This window comes from Streptomyces sp. NPDC001070, assembly GCF_053598835.1.
This window is the reverse complement of the sequence record NZ_JBSFLB010000018.1, coordinates 1-18,199: the sequence shown is the minus strand read 5'-3', so window position 1 is coordinate 18,199 and position 18,199 is coordinate 1. Positions and strand designations below refer to the sequence as shown.

At 73.8% G+C, this 18,199-nt stretch carries 17 protein-coding genes; 5 read left to right on the top strand and 12 right to left on the bottom strand.

Annotation, left to right across the window (positions count from 1 at the left end):
* Positions 1–68 precede the first annotated feature (68 nt).
* Both ACWDAS_RS22165 and ACWDAS_RS22160 read left to right on the top strand, forming a co-directional pair.
* Complete coding sequence (locus ACWDAS_RS22165) at positions 69–1,427, top strand: hypothetical protein (protein WP_450393484.1); 1,359 nt, start codon at positions 69–71, stop codon at positions 1,425–1,427.
* A gap of 67 nt (positions 1,428–1,494) precedes the next feature.
* Positions 1,495–2,448 (top strand): DUF5996 family protein, encoded by a 954-nt coding sequence (locus tag ACWDAS_RS22160; RefSeq protein ID WP_450393481.1) that lies wholly within the window; start codon positions 1,495–1,497, stop codon positions 2,446–2,448.
* Between the two features lie 39 nt (positions 2,449–2,487).
* On the opposite strand, the gene ACWDAS_RS22155 is transcribed toward ACWDAS_RS22160, so the two are convergent.
* On the bottom strand, positions 2,488–2,769 hold the full coding sequence (locus tag ACWDAS_RS22155; protein ID WP_450393478.1) for a helix-turn-helix domain-containing protein: 282 nt from the start codon (positions 2,767–2,769) through the stop codon (positions 2,488–2,490).
* 66 nt (positions 2,770–2,835) lie between these two features.
* On the opposite strand from ACWDAS_RS22155, the gene map reads away from it, so the two are divergent.
* Positions 2,836–3,603, top strand: a complete 768-nt coding sequence (map, locus tag ACWDAS_RS22150) for a type I methionyl aminopeptidase (protein ID WP_450393475.1) — start codon at positions 2,836–2,838, stop codon at positions 3,601–3,603.
* On the opposite strand, the gene ACWDAS_RS22145 is transcribed toward map, so the two are convergent.
* The gene (locus ACWDAS_RS22145; RefSeq protein ID WP_450393472.1) at positions 3,590–4,504 is read right to left on the bottom strand and encodes a helix-turn-helix domain-containing protein; all 915 of its coding nucleotides are present in this window, start codon (positions 4,502–4,504) and stop codon (positions 3,590–3,592) included. The genes map and ACWDAS_RS22145 overlap by 14 nt on opposite strands.
* A 96-nt stretch (positions 4,505–4,600) precedes the next feature.
* On the opposite strand from ACWDAS_RS22145, the gene ACWDAS_RS22140 reads away from it, so the two are divergent.
* Positions 4,601–6,106, top strand: coding sequence for a dienelactone hydrolase family protein (locus ACWDAS_RS22140; RefSeq protein WP_450393469.1), 1,506 nt, complete (start codon positions 4,601–4,603; stop codon positions 6,104–6,106).
* 20 nt (positions 6,107–6,126) lie between these two features.
* On the opposite strand, the gene ACWDAS_RS22135 is transcribed toward ACWDAS_RS22140, so the two are convergent.
* From ACWDAS_RS22135 to ACWDAS_RS22095, 9 genes are all read right to left on the bottom strand, one after another.
* Positions 6,127–6,645, bottom strand: coding sequence for a universal stress protein (locus ACWDAS_RS22135; RefSeq protein ID WP_450393467.1), 519 nt, complete (start codon positions 6,643–6,645; stop codon positions 6,127–6,129).
* 103 nt (positions 6,646–6,748) lie between these two features.
* Complete coding sequence (locus ACWDAS_RS22130; RefSeq protein ID WP_450393464.1) at positions 6,749–7,282, bottom strand: hypothetical protein; 534 nt, start codon at positions 7,280–7,282, stop codon at positions 6,749–6,751.
* 108 nt (positions 7,283–7,390) lie between these two features.
* Positions 7,391–9,334, bottom strand: a complete 1,944-nt coding sequence (locus ACWDAS_RS22125; RefSeq protein WP_450393461.1) for an amino acid transporter — start codon at positions 9,332–9,334, stop codon at positions 7,391–7,393.
* Between the two features lie 162 nt (positions 9,335–9,496).
* Positions 9,497–10,564, bottom strand: a complete 1,068-nt coding sequence (locus ACWDAS_RS22120) for a zinc-dependent alcohol dehydrogenase family protein (protein ID WP_450393459.1) — start codon at positions 10,562–10,564, stop codon at positions 9,497–9,499.
* 86 nt (positions 10,565–10,650) lie between these two features.
* Complete coding sequence (locus ACWDAS_RS22115; RefSeq protein WP_450393456.1) at positions 10,651–11,298, bottom strand: CBS domain-containing protein; 648 nt, start codon at positions 11,296–11,298, stop codon at positions 10,651–10,653.
* Between the two features lie 99 nt (positions 11,299–11,397).
* A complete protein-coding gene (locus tag ACWDAS_RS22110) occupies positions 11,398–12,318 on the bottom strand; it encodes a GerMN domain-containing protein (protein WP_450393453.1) in 921 nt (306 codons plus the stop codon).
* Between the two features lie 85 nt (positions 12,319–12,403).
* The gene (locus ACWDAS_RS22105; RefSeq protein WP_450393450.1) at positions 12,404–13,156 is read right to left on the bottom strand and encodes a class I SAM-dependent methyltransferase; all 753 of its coding nucleotides are present in this window, start codon (positions 13,154–13,156) and stop codon (positions 12,404–12,406) included.
* A 250-nt stretch (positions 13,157–13,406) separates the two neighbouring features.
* Positions 13,407–14,216 carry a polyphosphate kinase 2 gene (ppk2, locus tag ACWDAS_RS22100; RefSeq protein WP_450393447.1) on the bottom strand — a complete coding sequence of 270 codons (810 nt, stop codon included), beginning with the start codon at positions 14,214–14,216 and terminating at the stop codon, positions 13,407–13,409.
* Positions 14,217–14,335: 119 nt separating this feature from the next.
* Positions 14,336–15,115, bottom strand: coding sequence for a hypothetical protein (locus tag ACWDAS_RS22095; RefSeq protein WP_450393444.1), 780 nt, complete (start codon positions 15,113–15,115; stop codon positions 14,336–14,338).
* Between the two features lie 394 nt (positions 15,116–15,509).
* Here ACWDAS_RS22095 and ACWDAS_RS22090 point away from each other — a divergent pair, with 394 nt between their 5' ends.
* Positions 15,510–16,481 (top strand): aldo/keto reductase, encoded by a 972-nt coding sequence (locus ACWDAS_RS22090; protein ID WP_450393442.1) that lies wholly within the window; start codon positions 15,510–15,512, stop codon positions 16,479–16,481.
* Positions 16,482–16,539: 58 nt separating this feature from the next.
* On the opposite strand, the gene ACWDAS_RS22085 is transcribed toward ACWDAS_RS22090, so the two are convergent.
* Positions 16,540–17,910 carry an FAD-binding oxidoreductase gene (locus ACWDAS_RS22085; protein ID WP_450393439.1) on the bottom strand — a complete coding sequence of 457 codons (1,371 nt, stop codon included), beginning with the start codon at positions 17,908–17,910 and terminating at the stop codon, positions 16,540–16,542.
* Between the last annotated feature and the right edge of the window lie 289 nt (positions 17,911–18,199).

Here is an 18,199-nt window from a genome sequence, read left to right as displayed (position 1 = left end):
GGGGATTGCCTGGGGAGCGGCGGTCCGCGCAGCACCGCGCACACCCGATCTGCGTTAGCGTCGTAGCCATGGGGACCGTCCGGCGGATCCTCCGCCTCGCGCCGGTACTCGCCGTGATCTGCGCCGTGCTCTGCCTCGCCCTCGCGACGGGTCCCGGGGCACGTGCGGCCGACGGCCTCGACGCCGCCGCGGCGGCCCTGCGCGGCACTCCCGTGTACGTCGACCCGCGGGCCCGTGACGTACTGCCGCCGGCCGAGGCCGGCACCCTGGCCGGACGCATCGAGAAGGCGGACCGGCCGGTCTTCGTCGCCGTGCTCCCGGCCGGTGCGGACTTCGACTCGGCGACCCTCCTCCGGGACCTGCGCACCAAGGTCGGCATCACCGGCGTGTACGCCGTCGCCCTCGGTGACCGCTTCGACGCCGGCGCGGACTCCGTCGTGATGTCGCACAACGCCGTGGAGAACCTGACCGGCGCCGTGCGGCGTTCCGGCGCCGGCGACCCCGCCGCGATGGTCACCGACTTCGTGGACCAGGCCCTGCCGCAGGCGCGCGGCCACGCCCCGGCGTCCTGGGGCGGCGACTCCGTCGGGGTCGGCACGGGCAGCGGCGGGCCCGCCCTGCTCATCGCGCTCGCCGCTGTGGTCGTCGTCGGAGGCGGCGGCGTCCTCCTGCTGTCCCGGCGCGCCAAGCGGCGCAGGGAGGAGCGGGACAGGGCCCGGCTCGACGAGCTGCGCCCCGTGGTGGACGAGGACATCACCGCCTTCGGCGAGGAGCTGAGCAGGATCGGCTTCGACCCGAACGGCCCGGTGGCCGGCGACGCCATGCGCGAGGACTACACCCGCGCCCTGGACGCCTACGACACCGCGAAGGCCGCGATGGACAGGGCGCGTTCCCCCGGCGACGTCCAGCCCGTCAGCCGGGCCCTGGAGGAGGGACGCTTCGCGCTCGCCACCCTGGAGGCGCGCATCGACGGCAGGCCGCTGCCCGAGCGCCGACCGCCGTGCTTCTTCGATCCCCGGCACGGTCCCTCGCTCAGGGACGTGCCGTGGACCCCCGAGGGCGGCGGGGCCGAGCGGACCGTACCGGTGTGCGCCGCCGACGCCGCCCGGCTCGCCGACGGCCAGGAGCCCATGGTCCGCCGGGTGGCCACGCCCCAGGGCCCTCGTCCGTACTGGGAGGCCGGCCCCGTCTACGGCCCCTGGGCGCACGGCTACTTCGGCGGCGGACTGCTGCCCGGCCTGCTCGTGGGCACCCTCCTCGGCAGCTCCCTCGGCGCTCCGTACGGGTACGGGGACGACTTCGGCGGCGGGCTGCCGGACCAGCAGGGCGGCGACTACTCGGGGGCCGACTTCGACCCGGGCGACTTCGGCGGAGGCGGTTTCGGTGACGGCGGCGGTTTCGGTGACGGCGGCGGTTTCGGCGGCTGAGGCGCCGCAGACCACGACTCGCGGGCCCGTCCGTGCCCGGCCACACTGGGACGGGTGAGGAGGTCGTATGGAGCTCTTCCCGCCGATCCCGTACGAGTCCTGGCGGCCCTGCAAGGAGACGCTGCACCGGTTCGCCCAGATCGTCGGCAAGGTGCGCCTCGCGGCCTCGCCGCGCCGCAACCACTGGTGGAACGTGCCCTTCCACCTCACCGGCCGGGGCATCACCACGCGCCCCATGGGCCTCACCGACGAAGGCGACTTCTTCTGCGTCGACTTCGACCTCGTCGCGCACCGCCTGATCGTCACGACCGGCGAGGGCGCGGAGTACTCCTTCCACCTGCCCGGCCTGTCGGTGGGCGAGTTCCACCGGCGGCTGCGGGGCGCCTTCGACGCGCTGGGCATCGAGGTGGACATCGCCGTCCCGTATCCCTTCGACCTGCCCGACGCGGGGCGCCCGTTCGCCGACGACGAGGAGCACCGCGGCTACGACCCGGCCAACGTCACCCGGTACTGGCAGGTGCTCTCGCAGGTCAACCTGGTGCTCGAGGAGTACGCGGCCCGCTGGTCGGGCAAGACCAGCCCGGTCCACCACTTCTGGCACACCTTCGACATCGCGGTGACCCGGTTCTCCCCGCGGGAGGTCGAGCAACCCGCCTCGGCCGACCCCGTGACCCGCGAGGCCTACTCGCGGGAGGTGATCAGCGCGGGGTTCTGGTTCGGCGATCCGTCGTTCCCCGTACCGGCCTTCTACTCCTACACCGCGCCGGAGCCGGACGGTCTCGCCGGCGAGCCGCTCGAACCGGCCGCGGCGTACTGGCACCCGCGCGCCGGCAGCCATCTGGCGATCCTGGAGTACGACGCCGCCCGCGCCGCCGCCCGCCCCCGGGAGACGGTGCTCGGCTTCCTCGACGGCGCCTTCCAGGCCGGCGCCCGACGCGCCGGCTGGGACGCCGCCAAGGAGGCATGCCCGGGCGGCGTCACCGATCCGCGGCTGGCGGCCGCGTCCCCGGCACCGCATTGAGGTCCGGGGCCCGTGGGGTGACGCGACCCCTCGGGCCGGTCACGCCGACAGGGCCTGCCCGTCTTCCGTGCCGTCGACGTCGGGCACGCAGGCCGCGGCCAGCCCGTCCAGCGAGATGTCGAGCGCCGCGGCCAGCGCGGAGACGGTGAAGAAGGCCGGAGTGGGGGCTCGGCCCGTCTCGATCTTGCGCAGGGTCTCGGCGGAGACGCCGGCCGCCGCGGCGACCTCCACCATGCTGCGGTCGCCGCGGGCCTGCCGCAGCAGTGCACCGAAGCGCTCGCCGCGCTGCCGTTCCCAGGGGGTCAGGGGGGTTCGCACCATGTCCGTGATACTAATACCGGTATAAGAATTGGGTGCACTCAGGGGACCGGACGAGGAGCCACGGACATGGTGGAGATCAAGACGGATGCCGCGCTGGCGGCCATGCGGGAGGCCGGACGCGTCGTGGCCCAGGCGCTCGCCGCCGCCCGCGAGGCGGCGCGCGTCGGCGTGTCGCTGCGGGAACTGGACGAGGCGGCCCGAGCCGTCCTGGACGCGGCGGGCGCGCGGTCGCCGTTCCTCGGCTACCGGCCGTCGTTCGCCCCCACGCCCTTCCCCGCGGTGCTCTGCACCTCCGTCAACGACGCCGTCGTGCACGGCATCCCCACCGCCTACCGGCTGCGGGACGGCGACCTGGTCAGCGTCGACTGCGGCGCCGAACTGGAGGGCTGGACCGGCGACGCCGCGATCAGCTTCACCGTCGGCACGCCCCGCCCCGCGGACGTACGGCTCATCGAGGCCACCCGGCGGGCCCTCGACGCCGGGATCGCCGCGGCCACCGTCGGCAACCGCGTCGGCGACATCTCGCACGCCATCGGCGCCGTCGCCCGCGAGGCCCGGTGCGGCATGCCCGCGGACTTCGGCGGCCACGGCATCGGCCGCCGGATGCACGAGGACCCCCATGTGCCCAACCAGGGTCGGCCCGGCCGTGGTTACCCGCTGCGACACGGGCTCACCCTCGCCATCGAGCCGATGCTGATGGCCGGGGGACGCGCGGGCTACCGCACGGCCCCCGACGGCTGGACGCTGCACACCGAGGACGGCAGCCGCGCCGCCCACTTCGAGCACACCGTCGCCGTCACGGAGGAGGGCCCGCGTATCCTCACCGCGCTGTGACCTGGCCCTCCAGCGCGGAGCGCAACCAGGTGTGGGAGGCGCCCGGGGTCGGCTGTCCGGGGCCCCTCAGCTCGCCCACGAGCTGCCAGTAGCGGTCGATGCGCGGCTCCACGGCGAGCATGCCGCTCAGCCGGCGGCGGAAGTGGGGGGTGTCGCGCGCGCCGAACGATTGCGCGTGGGCGGTGACGAAGCAGTCGAGCGCCTCGCCCGCGCCCGGCGCGCGGCCGGCCAGCACGTCCGGCGCGGCCAGCTCGTAGGCCTCGTAGAGCCCCTCGTACAGGGCGGCCGGACGGGGGCCCGCGTCGGGCCGGTGCGCCGCGAGCCTGCGCACGTCGCCGGGCGGGCAGGAGGCCGAGGTGAAGACGTGCAGCCGGGCGAAGGCCAGCACCTGCGCCGGGCTCGGCTCGTCCGGCGGCTGCGGTACGGCGAGTTCGACGACCCGGCTCAGCACGGGGGCGGGCAGCCGCGCGGGCTGCAGCCAGCGGCGCCAGAAGCGGGCCATCGAGTCGGTGCTCGGCGGTACGGGGACGGCACCGACGAGCTCCAGCCGCTCGGCGCGTTCCTCGGCGGTGCAGTCCTGCAGCAGCCGCAGGGCGGCCTCCCGCCAGCGCAGGGCGGCCAGTTGGGAGCCCAGAGTGCGCAAGTGCCCCGCGACTGCGCCCTCCAGGGCGTCCTCGTGGTCCAGGACGCGGCCCACGTCCGGCACCGGCAGGTCCAGGGCGCGCAGGGAGCGGATCAGGCGCAGCCGGGCGAGCGCCTCGGGGGCGTAGCGGCGGTGGCCGCCCGCGCTGCGGGCGGACTCGGGCAGCAGTCCGCGGTCCGAGTAGAAACGGACGGTCTTGACGGAGACACCGGCCCGCTCGGCGAGCTCCCCGATGCTCAACGTGCTGTCGGCTTCCACCGCTTGAACCTCCCTCAGGGGGAGCTCCTACCGTACCGGCGAGCGCGGACGGGCGGGACGGCCGGTCCGCGGACCATCGCGTGCGGGGAGGCACACATGACCGTGTTCGTACTCGTTCCCGAGGCCCACACGGGCGGCTGGGTGTGGGAGGACGTCGCCGGCCGGCTGCGTGAGGCGGGCGCCGGGGCCCACCCGGTGACCCTCACCGGCATGGGCGACCACCGCCGCCCGGCAGGGCCCGGCACCGACCTGGAGACCCACGTCCAGGACGTGCTGCGGGTCGTCGACGACCTGGACGCGGCGGACGTGGTGCTGGTCGGCCACGGCTACGGCATCCACCCGGTGGCCGCCGCCGCCGACCGGCGGCCCGGCCGCATCGCCCGCGTCGTCCACCTGGACGCGGGCATGCCCCGGGACGGCGACCCGCCGCTGAAGCTGGTGCCCGACCAGGAGCTCCGCGACCGGCTGTCGGGCCCGCCCGGGGAAGGCGACGGCGAGTGGCGCGTCGCCCCGCCGGCGCCCGGCGCGTGGGAGCGCTGGGGCAGTACGGCCGGTGTCCCCGCCGCGGCGCTGGCCCGGCTCGCCGCCGACGCCGCACCGCAGCCGGCCGGGACGCTCACCCGGCCGCTGCGCCTGTCGGGGGCGGCCGCCGCCCTGCCGACGACCGGTGTCCTGTGCACCGGAAACGGATCGAGCATCGCCATGGTGGAGGGGCTGGTGGGCCTCGGGCACCCGGAACTCCAGGCGCTCACGGATCCGCGGGTGACCTTCTTCGAACTCGACACCGGTCACTGGCCGATGCTCTCCGTCCCCGGGGAACTCGCCGAGGTCCTGCTCAAGGCCGCCGCCGGGGAAGGGCACCGGATCGTCGCGACGGGCGAAGCGCCGGCACACCTGCGTCCGTTCCTCCTCGACGTGCCCGAGCGGCCCCGCGAGCGCCACGGACGGGTCGACCTGTACCTCCCGGACGCCGAAGGCCCCCGGCCGGCCGTGCTGTTCGTCCACGGCGGCCCGGTGCCCCGCGGCGCGCAGCCGACGCCCCGCGACTGGTCGGCCTTCGTCGGTTACGGCCGCCTCGCGGCAGCTCTCGGAGCCGTCGGCGTGACGCTCGACCACCGGCTGCACGAACTCGGTGACTTCCCGCGCGCCGCCGAGGACCTCGCGGAAGCGGTGGAGCTCGTCCGCGCCGACCCGAGGGTCGACGCCGACCGGGTCGCGCTGTGGTTCTTCTCCGCCGGTGGGCTGCTGTCCGCGGAGTGGCTGGCGGCGCCCCCGCGGTGGCTGCGCTGCGTCGCGGCCACCTACCCCGTCCTCGCTCCGCTGCCCGCCTGGGGGCTCTCCGGTTCTCGCTTCCGCCCCGCGGCCGCGGTGCGGGGCGCGGGCGGTCAGCCGATCGTGCTCACCCGGGTGGGGCGGGAGCGGCCGGAGATCGCGGCGACGGTGGAGGAGTTCCTCGCCGCCGCCAAGGACGGAGGGGCCGACGTCGAGGTGGTGGACGTCCCCGACGGTACCCACGGCTTCGAGACGACCGACCGCACCGACGAGGCACGCCACGCCGTGGAACGGGCGATGCGCACCGTCCTCGGCCACCTGCGGGGCTGAGGCCCGGAGCCGTCGTCCGCTCAGACCCCGGCGCGCAGCCGGGACGGCGGTACGGCCAGCACCGGGCAGGCCGCGTGCGCGACGCAGTAACGGGCGACCGAACCGCGCAGCGCACGCGGCAGCGGACCGCGCGACCCCGTGCCCACCACGAGCAGGTCATCTCTCCGGCAGGCCGCCTTGACCAGGACGTACCCCGCGGGGCCACGCCCGGTCTCCGCACGGAAGTCGGGCAGGTCGGGGCGGGAGGCGGCGCCGAAGGCGTCGTCCAGGGCCGCGTGCAGCCGCTGCCGCGCCTCCCTCTCCCAGTCGACCGGCCCCGGCGGCAGGGGCACCCGGCGGTACGCGAACTCCTCGGGCGGCGGCTCCCAGGCAAGTACCACCAGCAGCCCCGCGGACCGGGACCGGGCCTCCGCCACCGCCCGGTGCAGCGCGGCGAGACTGCCGAGGGAACCGCTCACCCCGACGACCACCCGCCGGTCCCCGCTCCGCCCGGCGCGCGGTACACCGCGATGCGGCCCATCGATCACGGACTGCCTCATTTCTCGAGGTACGGCAAACGACGACCGGCGGACGACGAACCACTGACCGCCGACCACGGACCGCGGATCACGGACCGCGAACGGGGCCGGCGGGCGCGGGCGGTCACGTCATCCCGGACGCCCGGAGCACGCCGCGCGCCGCGGCGCCGTCGATCCGCTCGCCCAGCCGCCCCAGCACCTCGGCGCCCTCACGCAGCATGCCGTCGCGCCGGGAGCGGCGGGCGTCCGCCTCCAGCCGGTGCCACAGCAGGGGGTTCGCCTCCAGGACCCGGGCATCGAGCTCCAGCCACCGGCCGTCCGCGTCCCACAGGATCAGGTGCCGCGAGACGCCGGGGCTCTGCCGGACCACGGTCAGCGCGTCGGTCCGCACCCGCCGCTTCCGCAGCGGGCCGCGCACCGCCAGCCATCCGTCGCCCGCGGTCACCCGGGAGGGGCAGAGCAGCGCGAGCACGATCACGGCCAGGAGCAGCCACAGCCCCGCGCGTTGCGGGGTGAGCGTGCCGGCGGCCGCGTCGAGCGGCACGGCCAGGCACAGGAAGGCGAGGGCGCAGCCCAGCGCGCGCCGCACATCCGCGCGCCAATGGCGGTCACCGATCGTGCCGCGTCCTGCGGGCCGGGGAGCCGTTCGCCGTTCCATGGGCCGACCGTAGGGCAGCGCCACGCGCGGACCGTGCGGCCCTGACGGCCCTCTGACGAGCGCCCGCCGGGTCTTTGCGCATCCCTGACGCGGGCGCCCGGCGCAGGCTCAGCCGACGTGGACGTGGGGCCTGCGGCTGCGGTCGGGCTCGGCCTCGCGCAGCACCTCGCGCGTGACCGGGGCGACCTCGCCCTGCCCGAAGAGGAAGAAGCGCAGGAAGTTGGCGAACGGGGTGCCCTCGGTCCACTCGAAGTAGATGTGCGGACGCTGCCCGGTGCTGTCGCGGACGTGCAGGAGGAACGCCGCCAGCGCGTTCGGGATGGAGGAGCTCTCCAGGGTCAGGACGCGGTAGCGGTCGTGGAGGACCTCGCCGCGGACCACCAGGCCCGCCTCGAACTCCGACGGGTCGGCGACGGTCACCTCGACGAAGACGAAGTCCTCCTCGGCCGGCAGGTCGTTGTCGGACCGGATCTGTTTGATCTTGTCCCGGTACTCGGCGACGTCCCGCTTGTCGGGCTCGTTGGCGATGAAGCGGATCGTGCGGTGGGCGATGTCCCGCACGAAGCGCTCGGCCATCGCGTCCATGGTGACGCCGGTGACGCGCAGTTCGAAGGCGCGGGCCAGCCGCGACAGCAGGGAGATCAGCATGATGCCGACGATGAAGCAGGCACCGATCTTCACACCGTCCGGGCGCTCGATGACGTTGACGACGGTGGTGTACAGGAAGACGGCGGAGATGACGCCGAAGGCGATCGTCCAGTTGCGCTGCCGGGCCTTGCGGGACGCGATGGTCACCGCGATCGCCGCGGAGGAGATGAGCACCAGGACACCGGTCGCGTACGCGCCGCCCTGGGCGTCGACGTTCGCGTCGAAGATCCATGTGACCAGGAACGCGACGAGGGTGAAGACCAGCACCATCGGCCGCACCGCGCGCGCCCAGTGCGGCGCCATGCCGTAACGCGGCAGGTAGCGCGGCATCAGGTTGAGGAGGCCGGCCATCGCCGAGGCGCCGGCGAACCACAGGATGCAGATCGTGGAGACGTCGTAGACGGTGCCGAAGGCGTTGCCCAGGTACTCGTGCGCCAGATAGGCCAGCGCACGGCCGTTGGCCTGGCCGCCGGCCTTGAACTCGTCGGCGGGGATGAGCAGCGTGGTGATGAAGCTGGTGGTGATCAGGAAGCAGCTCATGATCACGGCGGCCGTGGTGAGCAGCTTCTTCGTGTCGCGGATCCGCCCGGCGGGGCACTCTTCGGTGTCGGAGGGGTCGCCCTTCACATGCGGCATGACGGCCACGCCGGTCTCGAAGCCGGACAGGCCCAGCGCGAGCTTCGGGAAGACCAGCAGCGCCACCCCGACCATCACCAGGACGTTGCCGTGCTGCGCGGTCAGCGCGCTCGACCAGTCGGTGACCACATGGCCGGCGGTGGCCACGTGCCACATGCCGACGATCACGACGACCACGTTGAGTGCCAGGTAGATGCCCACGAGCGCGACCGCGACACCGATCGCCTCCAGGAAGCCCTTCATGAACACCGCGCCGAGCAGCGCGACCAGCAGCAGTGTGATGAGCATCTGCTGCCCTTGCAGCACGCTGTTCAGATGCGGGTTCTCCACCAGGTGGGTGGAGGCGTCGGCGGCCGACAGCGTGATCGTGATCAGGAAGTCCGTGGCCGCGAAGCCCAGCAGCGTCAGCACGAACGCCTTGCCCTGCCAGAACGACAGCAGCCGCTCCAGCATGGCGATCGAACCCTCGCCGTGCGGGCTCTCCTCGGCCACCCGGCGGTAGACCGGCAGGGCGCCGGCCAGCGTGACGATCACCAGAACGATGGTGGCCACCGGCGAGAGCAGGCCCGCGGCCAGCGCCGCGATACCGGGCTGGTAGCCCAGCGTGGAGAAGTAGTCGACACCCGTCAGGCACATCACGCGCCACCAGCGCTGACCGTGGTGACCGCTGTCGGGCGCCGCCTGGCCGCCCTGCTGGTGCTTGGCCATGTCGGACAGGCCCTCGAGCATCCACGCGCGCAGGCGACTCGTAGGGACGGGGGAGGTCATCGATGCTCCTGACGTACTGCCACTGTTTCCCGCCACCACGAGATGGCCTGGTCAGCGTACGCACCGGGCGGCGCCCGAATCCCCGTACCGCCGCTCCGCGCCGTTAAGATTCCGTCAAGAGTGGCGGCGTGGTCCCTGACGTGCCCTTTACGCCCGGTCCGGTCAGATCCTGGGCACGAGGACGTCATGGTGCGGCCCGCCCAGGGCGACCTTGAGCGCGCCGGTGTCGGCGGCCGCCGCGAAGACGTCGTAGGCCTCCGCCATCTCGGGCAGCTCGAAGGTGTGTGTGACGAACGGGGCGGTGGGCAGTTTCCCGGCTTCCAGCAGACGCAGCAGCGTGGGTGTGGAGTAGGTGTCGACCAGTCCCGTGGTGATGGTGACGTTGCGCTGCCACAGCTCCTCCAGATGGAGCGTGACGGGCCGGCCGTGCACGCCCACGTTGGCCACGCGGCCGCCGGGCCGCACCATCCGCGTGCACATCTCGAACGTCTCCGGGAGTCCGACCGCCTCGATCACCACGTCCGCGCCGAGGCCCCCGGTGAGGTCGGCGACCAGTTGCTCGGGCTGTTCGCCCGCCGAGACCACGGCCTCGGCGTCCAGGTTCTTCGCCGCCTGCAGGCGGGCCGCGGCCACGTCGACCGCGATGACGGTGTGCGGGGAGCACAGGTGGGCGGTCGCGATGGCGGCCAGGCCGATGGGGCCGCAGCCGACCACGGCGACCGTGTCCCCCGGCCGCACCCCGCCGTTGAGGATGCCCACCTCGTAGGCGGTGGGGAAGATGTCGGCGAGCAGGACGGCGTCCTGGTCGCTCACGTTGTGCGGCAGCGCGTGCAGCGAGGTGTCGGCGTACGGTACGCGCACGTACTCCGCCTGCGTGCCGTTGATCAGGTGCCCGAGCACCCAGCCGCCGCCCTCCAGGCACTGCCCGTAGGCCTGCTCACGGCAGAAGCGGCAGCGGCCGCAGCCGGAGACGCAGCTGACGAGCACCCGGTCGCCGGGCCGGACGGTGTCGACGCCGTCACCCGTCTCGACGACCTCGCCCACGGCCTCGTGGCCGAGCACCGTACCGGGCGGCACGTCCGGCACGTCGCCCTTGAGGATGTGCAGGTCCGTGCCGCAGATGGCGACCGTGTCGACGCGGACGATCGCGTCCCTCGCGTCCTGGAGGACCGGATCGGCCACCTCCTGCCAGGCGGCCTGTCCCGGACCCTGGAAGACCCATGCCTTCATGGCGTTCCGCTCCTTCGGGCTGTGGTGTGTTCCCCTCCCAGCGTGGGCGCGACCGGCGGACCTCGCATCCGCCGCCGGGCCGCACCTCACACCCGGTCGGGCGTGAGCTCGAAGCGCACGTCCACGACGCCTTCGACGGGCCGCACCAGCCGGTCCGCCACCGGCACCGGCGCGCGGTCCCCGAGCAGGCCGCTCAGGGTGACGACACCGTCGACGAGGTCGACCTCGAAGGACCGCCACGCTCCGGGGAAGAGCCCGACGACGACGTTCTCGCGAATGTCGCGGGCGATGTCCTCGTCGGACCGGAGGAAGACCTTCAGCAGGTCGCCGCGGCTGACCACGCCTGTGAGCATGCCCTCGGCGTCCACCACGGGCAGCCGCTTGACCCGGTGCCGCGCCATGGCGCGAGCCGCCCGGGCGAGTGTCGCCCCGCCCTGCACGGTGACCGCCGGGGTCGTCAACGACTGCTCGGCGGTGACCGCGGACGCCTTGCCGGGCCGGTGCGGCGGGCCCATCGGGGGCGGCTCGTTCTCCCGGTGCTCCTCCTTGCGCCACAGGTCCGCCTCGGAGACGACAGCCACGACGCGCGTGCCGTTCTCCACCACCGGCACCGCGCTGACGTGCCACTGCTCCAGGGCCCGGACGATCTCCTTGAACGACGCGTGACGGGTCACCGCGACGACCCTGCACGTCGTCACGTCGCCCACCGCCGTCGGCTGCCGGGTGGTGTTCATGCCAGCCTCCTGAACCCGGGCCGCGGCGCTCCTGGTTCCAGTCTCGGCCCGTACGACGGCCGGCGCACGGTCCGACCGGCCCCGATTCCGGCCGAACGGTCACCCCGTGAGGGTGAGCGGCACCGTGTCGACGACGACCTGCCGGCCGTCCTCGGCGGAAAGGACGTACGCCGTGAGCGTGCCGGGACCCCGGCCCGCCGCGCGGTAGGGCACGGTCACGTCGAAGGTTCCCCGGGTGCCGCTGCCCGAGGTCGCCGACACGCGCACATCGGCGGACCGGTGACCGGCCCCGTCGGAGATCCGCAGCCGGAACTCGGCCTCGAAGGTGTTGGCGGTGCCGTGGACGCGGAGCGGCGTGCCGACCGTGTCGCCGATGAGCGGCGACTCCACGAGGACGGCGGGGGAGAGGTCCTCGAAGTCGGGGCGGCCGAGCGGACGGCCGGTGTCCACCCCGCCGAGGACGGCCACCGGCCTGCCGTCCAGCCTGAAGCGCACCTTCTCGACGCCGGGGAACCTCGTCGCGGTGAACACCACTTGGGCGAGCCGGGCCTTCACGGACGTGCCGCCGGCCGGGTCGTCGTAGCGGCCCGAGAGATCGACCGTGGCGACGCGGTCGCGCACGGCGAGCGAGCGCAGCGCGGTCCCCGTGGGGATCGCCGTCGCCCGGTCGTGACCGCGCTCGAAGCCGTTCGGTCCCGCGAGCAGGGCCCGCAGCGCCGCGGCGGCGGTGGCCGGGCCGCTGACCGTGCGCGGCGCCGGCGACAGCTTCCCGTGGTGCAGGAAGTACACGGCCGTGCTGATCCGCCGTGGCGGCGCGGCGGTGGACGGGGCCGGGCCCGACGACTCGCCGGCCGGGGTCGTGGCCGCTGCGGTGGTCCTGCCGGAGGCCGTACGGGACGGTGCGGCGGAGGCGTCGCGGCCGGAGCCGCCGCAGGCGGACACCAGCGCGAGGGCCAGCAGCGCGGCGGCGAGCGCTCGCGCGCGACGTGCGGATGCCCGCGCGCCACGTGAGGATGTCAACCGGGCACCGTCCATGTGGATCCTCCCCTCCGGCATGTCGCACAGAGTGCCCGGTCCGGGCCCCGTACGCCATCACCCGGGCGGGTCACCCGCCGGGTACGACCCCGTCGGGACGGCGGAAGAGCGCGGTCCAGAGGAAGTCCGCACCGAAGGACGCGGACTCCGGGGGCTCGTCGCGCATGCGGCGCAGCTCGACCTCCGTCAGGCCGGCGAATATCCAGCGCAGCGCCTCCGGTGTGTAGGCCAGGCCGCCGTGAAGACGGGTCTCGCGGTAGAAGTCCGCGTCGGAGAGCTCGGACCCCATCCCGCCGGCCGCGAAGCAGGTCAGCGCCAGATGACCGCCGGGCGCGAGGACCTCGTCGAGCAGCGCCAGGTAGCTGATGCGCCGGTGCGGCGGCAGATGATGGAAGCAGCCCGAGTCGTGAACCAGGTCGTACGGGCCGCGCAGGACGGTCCCGGCCAGGGCGAATGCGTCGCCGCGGTGGAAGTGGACGTCGCTTCCGGCCTCGCGGGCCCGGTCCTCGGCCCAGGCGATCGCGGCGGGGGAGAGGTCGACGGCGTCCACCGTGAATCCCCGGGCGGCCAGGTGGAGCGCGTTGCGGCCCGGACCGCAGCCGAGGTCCAGGGCGCGGCCGCCCGGCGCGATCAGGCCCCGGTCGAGCCATGCCACGAGGCTCTCGTCCGGCTTGTCCACGAAGAAGGGCACCGGCCGGGACCGGTCGGCGTAGAAGTCGTCCCACCATCCTGCCGCCCCCGCCGTCCAGCGGTCGGCCCCCGGCGCGAACAGGTCGTCCAGGAGCCTCAGCACGTCGTCGACACCCCGAATACGGCGGTCCATCAGATCCCCTTCCTCGATGGGGAGACGCTACGGCCGGCCGAGGTGAAAGCCCAGCTCGGCGGGGGCGGGCGAAAGGCGCGGGCGGCCGCGTGAGCGCCCGGGGCGGGACGTGCGGCGCCCGGCCCCGTGACCTGCTCGCCCGGCCGTCCCCGTCCTCGCCGGGGACCGTCCCGGGGGTGTTTCCGGGCACGCCGGGGACGGTTTCCGGGCGGGTTTCCCGACGGATCCCCGACGCAACGACGAGCGCCGGTCAGCGCAGTCCCGCCGCATGGTCCGGCACATAGGTCTGCAGATCGCGCGGCGGGCGCTGGTAGCCGGTCGACAGGGGTCGCGGGGGCAGTTCGATGGCCGGCAGCGGGACCTCCTCGTACGGGACGCTCGACAGCAGATGGGCGATCATGTTGATGCGCGCCGCGCGCTTGTCGTCGCTCTCCACGACGTACCAGGGCGCCTCGGGGATGTCGGTGTGCACGAACATCTCGTCCTTGGCCCGCGAGTACGCCTCCCAGCGCGTGATGGACTCCAGATCCATCCCCGACAGCTTCCAGCGGCGGGTCGGGTCGTCCAGCCGGGCCCGGAAACGCTGCTCCTGCGCGGCGTCGCTGACGGAGAACCAGTACTTGCGCAGCAGGATGCCGTCCTCGATCAGCAGCCGTTCGAAGATCGGGCACTGGTGCAGGAAGCGCACGTGCTCCTCCGGCGTGCAGAAGCCCATCACGTGCTCGACGCCCGCGCGGTTGTACCAGCTCCGGTCGAACAGCACGATCTCCCCGCCGGCCGGCAGGTGGTCGACGTAGCGCTGGAAGTACCACTGCGTGCGCTCGCGTTCGGTCGGTGCGGGGAGTGCCGCGATACGCGCGATGCGCGGGTTGAGGTGTTCCGTGACCCGCTTGATCGTGCTGCCCTTGCCCGCCGCGTCGCGTCCCTCGAAGACGACGACCAGCCTGCGCCCCTCGGCCCGCACCCATTCCTGCAGCTTGACCAACTCGACCTGCAGCCGCAGCAGTTCCTGCTCGTACACGCCGCGCGGCAGGCGGTCCCGCCGCTTCTTGTCACCCATGCCCCGGTGCCCTCGCTTCCGTAGGACGCCCACGCTACGTGGCACGGTGCGGCCCGGGGCGGCGAAACGGGCCCGACGGCCCGCCGGGGTGGCCCACGCGGGCGACCCCGGCCGGGTTCTCAGCCGACCGGTCCCGCACCTTCGGGGGCGTTTGGAGCGGCGTCCGCGGGCTGCTCGGGAGCGGTCGCCGGGCGGAGGAGCCAGGGCCCGGGGCCCCGGCCGTACGGGTGCGGCACCGCCGCGAACGGGGGCACCTCGAAGTCCACGCGCGGGGGCGCGCTCCTCGGGACGGGCGCGGCCTGGGGCTTCGGCGCTCCGGCGAACGGGGCCGCCGGTGCCTGCGGCGCGTCGGTCGGCGGCGCGGTGGTGGGGGGCGGAGTGGTCGCCGGCTCGGTGGGGTGCGTCGGCGGCGGCGTGGGCGTCGCGGGCGGTGTGGAGGGGGCCGCGGGCGTGGTGGAGTGGGTCGGCCGCGGGGTGGGCGTGCTCGCCGGAGGCTTCGGCTTCGAGGGCTTCTTGGTGGGCTTCGCCGTGTTCTTCGCGGGCTGCGTGGCCTTGGCCGGGGCAGTGCCCTCCGAGGGCGCCTCGGTGTGCGCCGGGGACGACGGGGAGGCCGAGGGCGACGGGCTGGTGCTCTTCTTCGGCTCCGTCTTCGGGGCCGCGCCGCGGTGGCCGCTGTCGGCCTCGATCAGCCCGTGCGGCGGCTGCCCGGACGCGCCGGGCACGATCGAGGTGACGTGGACCTTGGACGAGGCGGACGAGCGGTCCGCCCCGGAGCCGTCCGAGCCGGACTGCTGGAGTGCCCACGCGGTGCCGCCGAACGCGGCGGCGGAGGCGACAGCCGCGGCGGACAGCTTGAGCCGCAGGGAGCGGCCGCGGCGGTGCTTTGCCTGGTTGCGCATGTGTGACGAGGACCCTTTCAGCTAGCCCCCGCCCGGAAAGCCGGCTGCCGCGCTTCGCGGCCGGGGCCGGATACGTCTGGACTCTGCGGGAGCATTCCCGCGGATGCAAGGGCCTGACCTGCGCAGTCGCCGGAAGCGGACCCGGTAATTCCGGAAAGTCGCAGGTCAAAGGCATGGCGAACATCTCAAATCGGGGCATGTGACATCGCACACGCCCCTCGCCGGTCAGACGCTCCGCAGCCGCCCATCGGGCAATGATCCGTAGCAAACCGGATGTAAGGCCCGTTTCGGCCTCCGTTGTGCCGGAATCGTCGTGCGAAGATCCACAAACCCGCATACTCGAAGGCGCCGCTCGGCATCCGGCGCCACCACACCAGCACGCGGAGGCACGAACGTGGAGTACACGAAACTCGGGACCACCGGCCTGGACGTCTCCCGGATCTGCCTGGGCTGCATGAGCTACGGCGCACCCGACCGCGGCAACCACCCCTGGACGCTCGGCGAGGACGCCGCCCGCCCGCTGATCCGTGGCGCCGTCGAAGCGGGCATCACCTTCTTCGACACCGCCAACGTCTACTCCGACGGCACGAGCGAGGAGATCGTGGGCCGCGCCCTGGCCGAGTACGCTCGCCGGGAGGAGATCGTGCTGGCCACCAAGGTGCACGGCCGCATGCGTCCCGGCCCGAACGGCGCCGGCCTGTCCCGCAAGGCCGTCCTCACCGAGATCGACGCGAGCCTGCGCCGCCTCGGGACGGACTACGTGGACCTCTACATCATCCACCGCTGGGACCCGCGCACTCCCGTCGAGGAGACGATGGAGGCCCTGCACGACGTGGTCAAGGCGGGCAAGGCGCGGTACATCGGCGCGTCCTCCATGTACGCCTGGCAGTTCTCCAAGGCCCAGTTCACGGCGGAACGCCACGGCTGGACGAAGTTCGTCAGCATGCAGAACCACTACAACCTCCTCTACCGCGAGGAGGAGCGCGAGATGCTGCCGCTCTGCGCGGACCAGGGCGTCGGGGTCACCCCGTGGAGCCCGCTCGCCCGCGGCCGGCTGACCCGCGACTGGGACGCGGTCAGCGCCCGCCAGGAGACCGACGAGTTCGGCCGGACCCTCTACGACGAGCAGGACCGCGTCATCGTCGAGGCCGTCGCCGACATCGCGGCCCGGCGCGGGGTGCCACGGGCCCGGATCGCCCTGGCATGGCTGCTGCAGAAGCCCGGGATCACGGCGCCGATCGTCGGTGCCGGCAAGGAGCAGCACCTCCTGGACGCCGTCGCCGCACTGGACGTGCGTCTCACCGAGGACGAACTGAAGGCCCTGGAGAGCCCGTACCAGCCGCACGGCGTCGTCGGCTTCGGCTGAGCAGGGGCGTCGGCCGTCCGGGGCGCGTGGACCACGGTTTTGCGCGCCCCGGTCCGGACTACGGCTTGATGTTCTGGTTGAGGTGGAACAGGTTCCCGGGGTCGTACGTCCGCTTGACCTCGACCAGCCGGTCGTAGTTGCCCCTGTAGTTGGCCCGGATCCGCTCCTGGTCGTCGCCGGCCATGAAGTTGATGTAGCCGCCCTCCTCCGAGAGCGGGGCGATGGCCTGGTAGTAGTCGCGCACCCAGGCGATGTTGGCCTCGTTGCCTGCGGGGTCCGGCCACATGCCGGCGATGACGGTGGCGAAGGACGCGTCGCGGTAGGCGAAGGCCGTCGCGTCCGGGGCGACGCGGTGGCAGGCGCCGTCGATCGGGTAGATGTGCACCGTCGAGTTCACGGCGGGGAGCCCGGGGGCGTGCCGGGTGTGCGCCGCGATGGCCTCGTCGGTCAGCTCGCGGACGAAGGTGGCCTTCCAGTAGTGCTGCAGGCCCGGCGGCACGAGGGCGTCGAAGGCTTCGTTGAGCGCCGGGTACGGCATGGGGCCGACGTGCTCGGCGACGACCGGCGCCATGTCGTGGAACGGCCGCAGGGCGCGTTCACCCTCTTCGAGCGGGCCGGCCCAGCAGCTCACGGTGGCGATGTGGACCCTGCCGTGCCGTTCCTCGGGGATGAACGGCAGGGGAGGGGCGATCTGGAACGCGGGGAAGGCGCCCAGTTCCTCCGGGGCGCCGGCGATCAGCTCGCGGTAGGCGTGCAGGACGGCGGGGGCGTCCTTGATGTCGTAGAAGATCGGGCCGCCGTAGATGTCCTTGACCGGGCTGAGCCGGAACTGGAGCGAGGTGACCACGCCGAAGTTGCCGCCGCCGCCGCGCAGGGCCCAGAAGAGGTCGTCGTACTCCTTCTCGCTGGCGACGAGGAACCGCCCGTCCGCGGTCACCACGTCGGCCGAGACGAGGTTGTCGCAGCTCAGGCCGAGCCCGCGGGACAGGTAGCCGATGCCGCCGCCCAGGGTGAGTCCCGAGACGCCGGTGGTGGAGATGATGCCGCCGGTCGTGGCCAGCCCGAAGGCGTACGTCGCGGCGTTGAGGTCGCCCCAGGTGGCGCCGCCCTCCGCGCGGGCGGTCCGCAGACCCGGGTCGACCCGGACCGAGCGCATGGCGGACAGGTCCGCGACGACGCCGTCGTCGCAGGTGCCGAAGCCGGGGACGCTGTGGCCCCCACCGCGTACCGCCAGGTCGAGCCCGTTCTCGCGCGCGTACTCCACCGCCGAGATGACGTCACCGGCGTTGGCGCAGCGCACGATGACGGCGGGCCGCCGGTCGAACATGACGTTGTGGACCCTCCGCGCCTCGTCGTAGCCGTCGCTGTCGGGAGTGATGACCGTGCCGCGTACCCGCTCCCGCAAGTGGTCCATTGAGGGCTTGCCCATGGCCGACGCTCCTCGTGCGCTTGTGACGCAAGCCCGCCCGAGGGCGTGACCCGCCTGGGGCCGGCGGCGCGGCTCGGCGCACACGGATTCGCAGCGGTCCCGCCCGCCACCGGCACTGGCCTCTTTCCACGCTACGCCGACGGTGCCGAGCCTCAACCCGGGGCGGGTCGCCGAACCGCGCCGGGATGTTGGTCCAGAACTTGACAGGTATAGGCCAATCCGGCACGCCCGGGGGGCGCAGGGGGCCGGGTACGGGCCACGGCCCGGACCCGGGCCGCAGGCGGGAGAC

Bases quoted from the DNA above. Each gene is read 5' to 3' on its own strand.
- ACWDAS_RS22130 (WP_450393464.1), bottom strand. From the start codon at position 7,282: ATGGAACGGCGAACGGCTCCCCGGCCCGCAGGACGCGGCACGATCGGT.
- map (WP_450393475.1), top strand. From the start codon at position 2,836: ATGGTGGAGATCAAGACGGATGCCGCGCTGGCGGCCATGCGGGAGGCC.
- ACWDAS_RS22155 (WP_450393478.1), bottom strand. From the start codon at position 2,769: ATGGTGCGAACCCCCCTGACCCCCTGGGAACGGCAGCGCGGCGAGCGC.
- ACWDAS_RS22115 (WP_450393456.1), bottom strand. From the start codon at position 11,298: ATGAACACCACCCGGCAGCCGACGGCGGTGGGCGACGTGACGACGTGC.
- ACWDAS_RS22120 (WP_450393459.1), bottom strand. From the start codon at position 10,564: ATGAAGGCATGGGTCTTCCAGGGTCCGGGACAGGCCGCCTGGCAGGAG.
- ACWDAS_RS22085 (WP_450393439.1), bottom strand. From the start codon at position 17,910: ATGGGCAAGCCCTCAATGGACCACTTGCGGGAGCGGGTACGCGGCACG.
- ACWDAS_RS22135 (WP_450393467.1), bottom strand. From the start codon at position 6,645: ATGAGGCAGTCCGTGATCGATGGGCCGCATCGCGGTGTACCGCGCGCC.
- ACWDAS_RS22140 (WP_450393469.1), top strand. From the start codon at position 4,601: ATGACCGTGTTCGTACTCGTTCCCGAGGCCCACACGGGCGGCTGGGTG.
- ACWDAS_RS22105 (WP_450393450.1), bottom strand. From the start codon at position 13,156: ATGGACCGCCGTATTCGGGGTGTCGACGACGTGCTGAGGCTCCTGGAC.
- ACWDAS_RS22125 (WP_450393461.1), bottom strand. From the start codon at position 9,334: ATGACCTCCCCCGTCCCTACGAGTCGCCTGCGCGCGTGGATGCTCGAG.
- ACWDAS_RS22095 (WP_450393444.1), bottom strand. From the start codon at position 15,115: ATGCGCAACCAGGCAAAGCACCGCCGCGGCCGCTCCCTGCGGCTCAAG.
- ACWDAS_RS22165 (WP_450393484.1), top strand. From the start codon at position 69: ATGGGGACCGTCCGGCGGATCCTCCGCCTCGCGCCGGTACTCGCCGTG.
- ppk2 (WP_450393447.1), bottom strand. From the start codon at position 14,216: ATGGGTGACAAGAAGCGGCGGGACCGCCTGCCGCGCGGCGTGTACGAG.
- ACWDAS_RS22160 (WP_450393481.1), top strand. From the start codon at position 1,495: ATGGAGCTCTTCCCGCCGATCCCGTACGAGTCCTGGCGGCCCTGCAAG.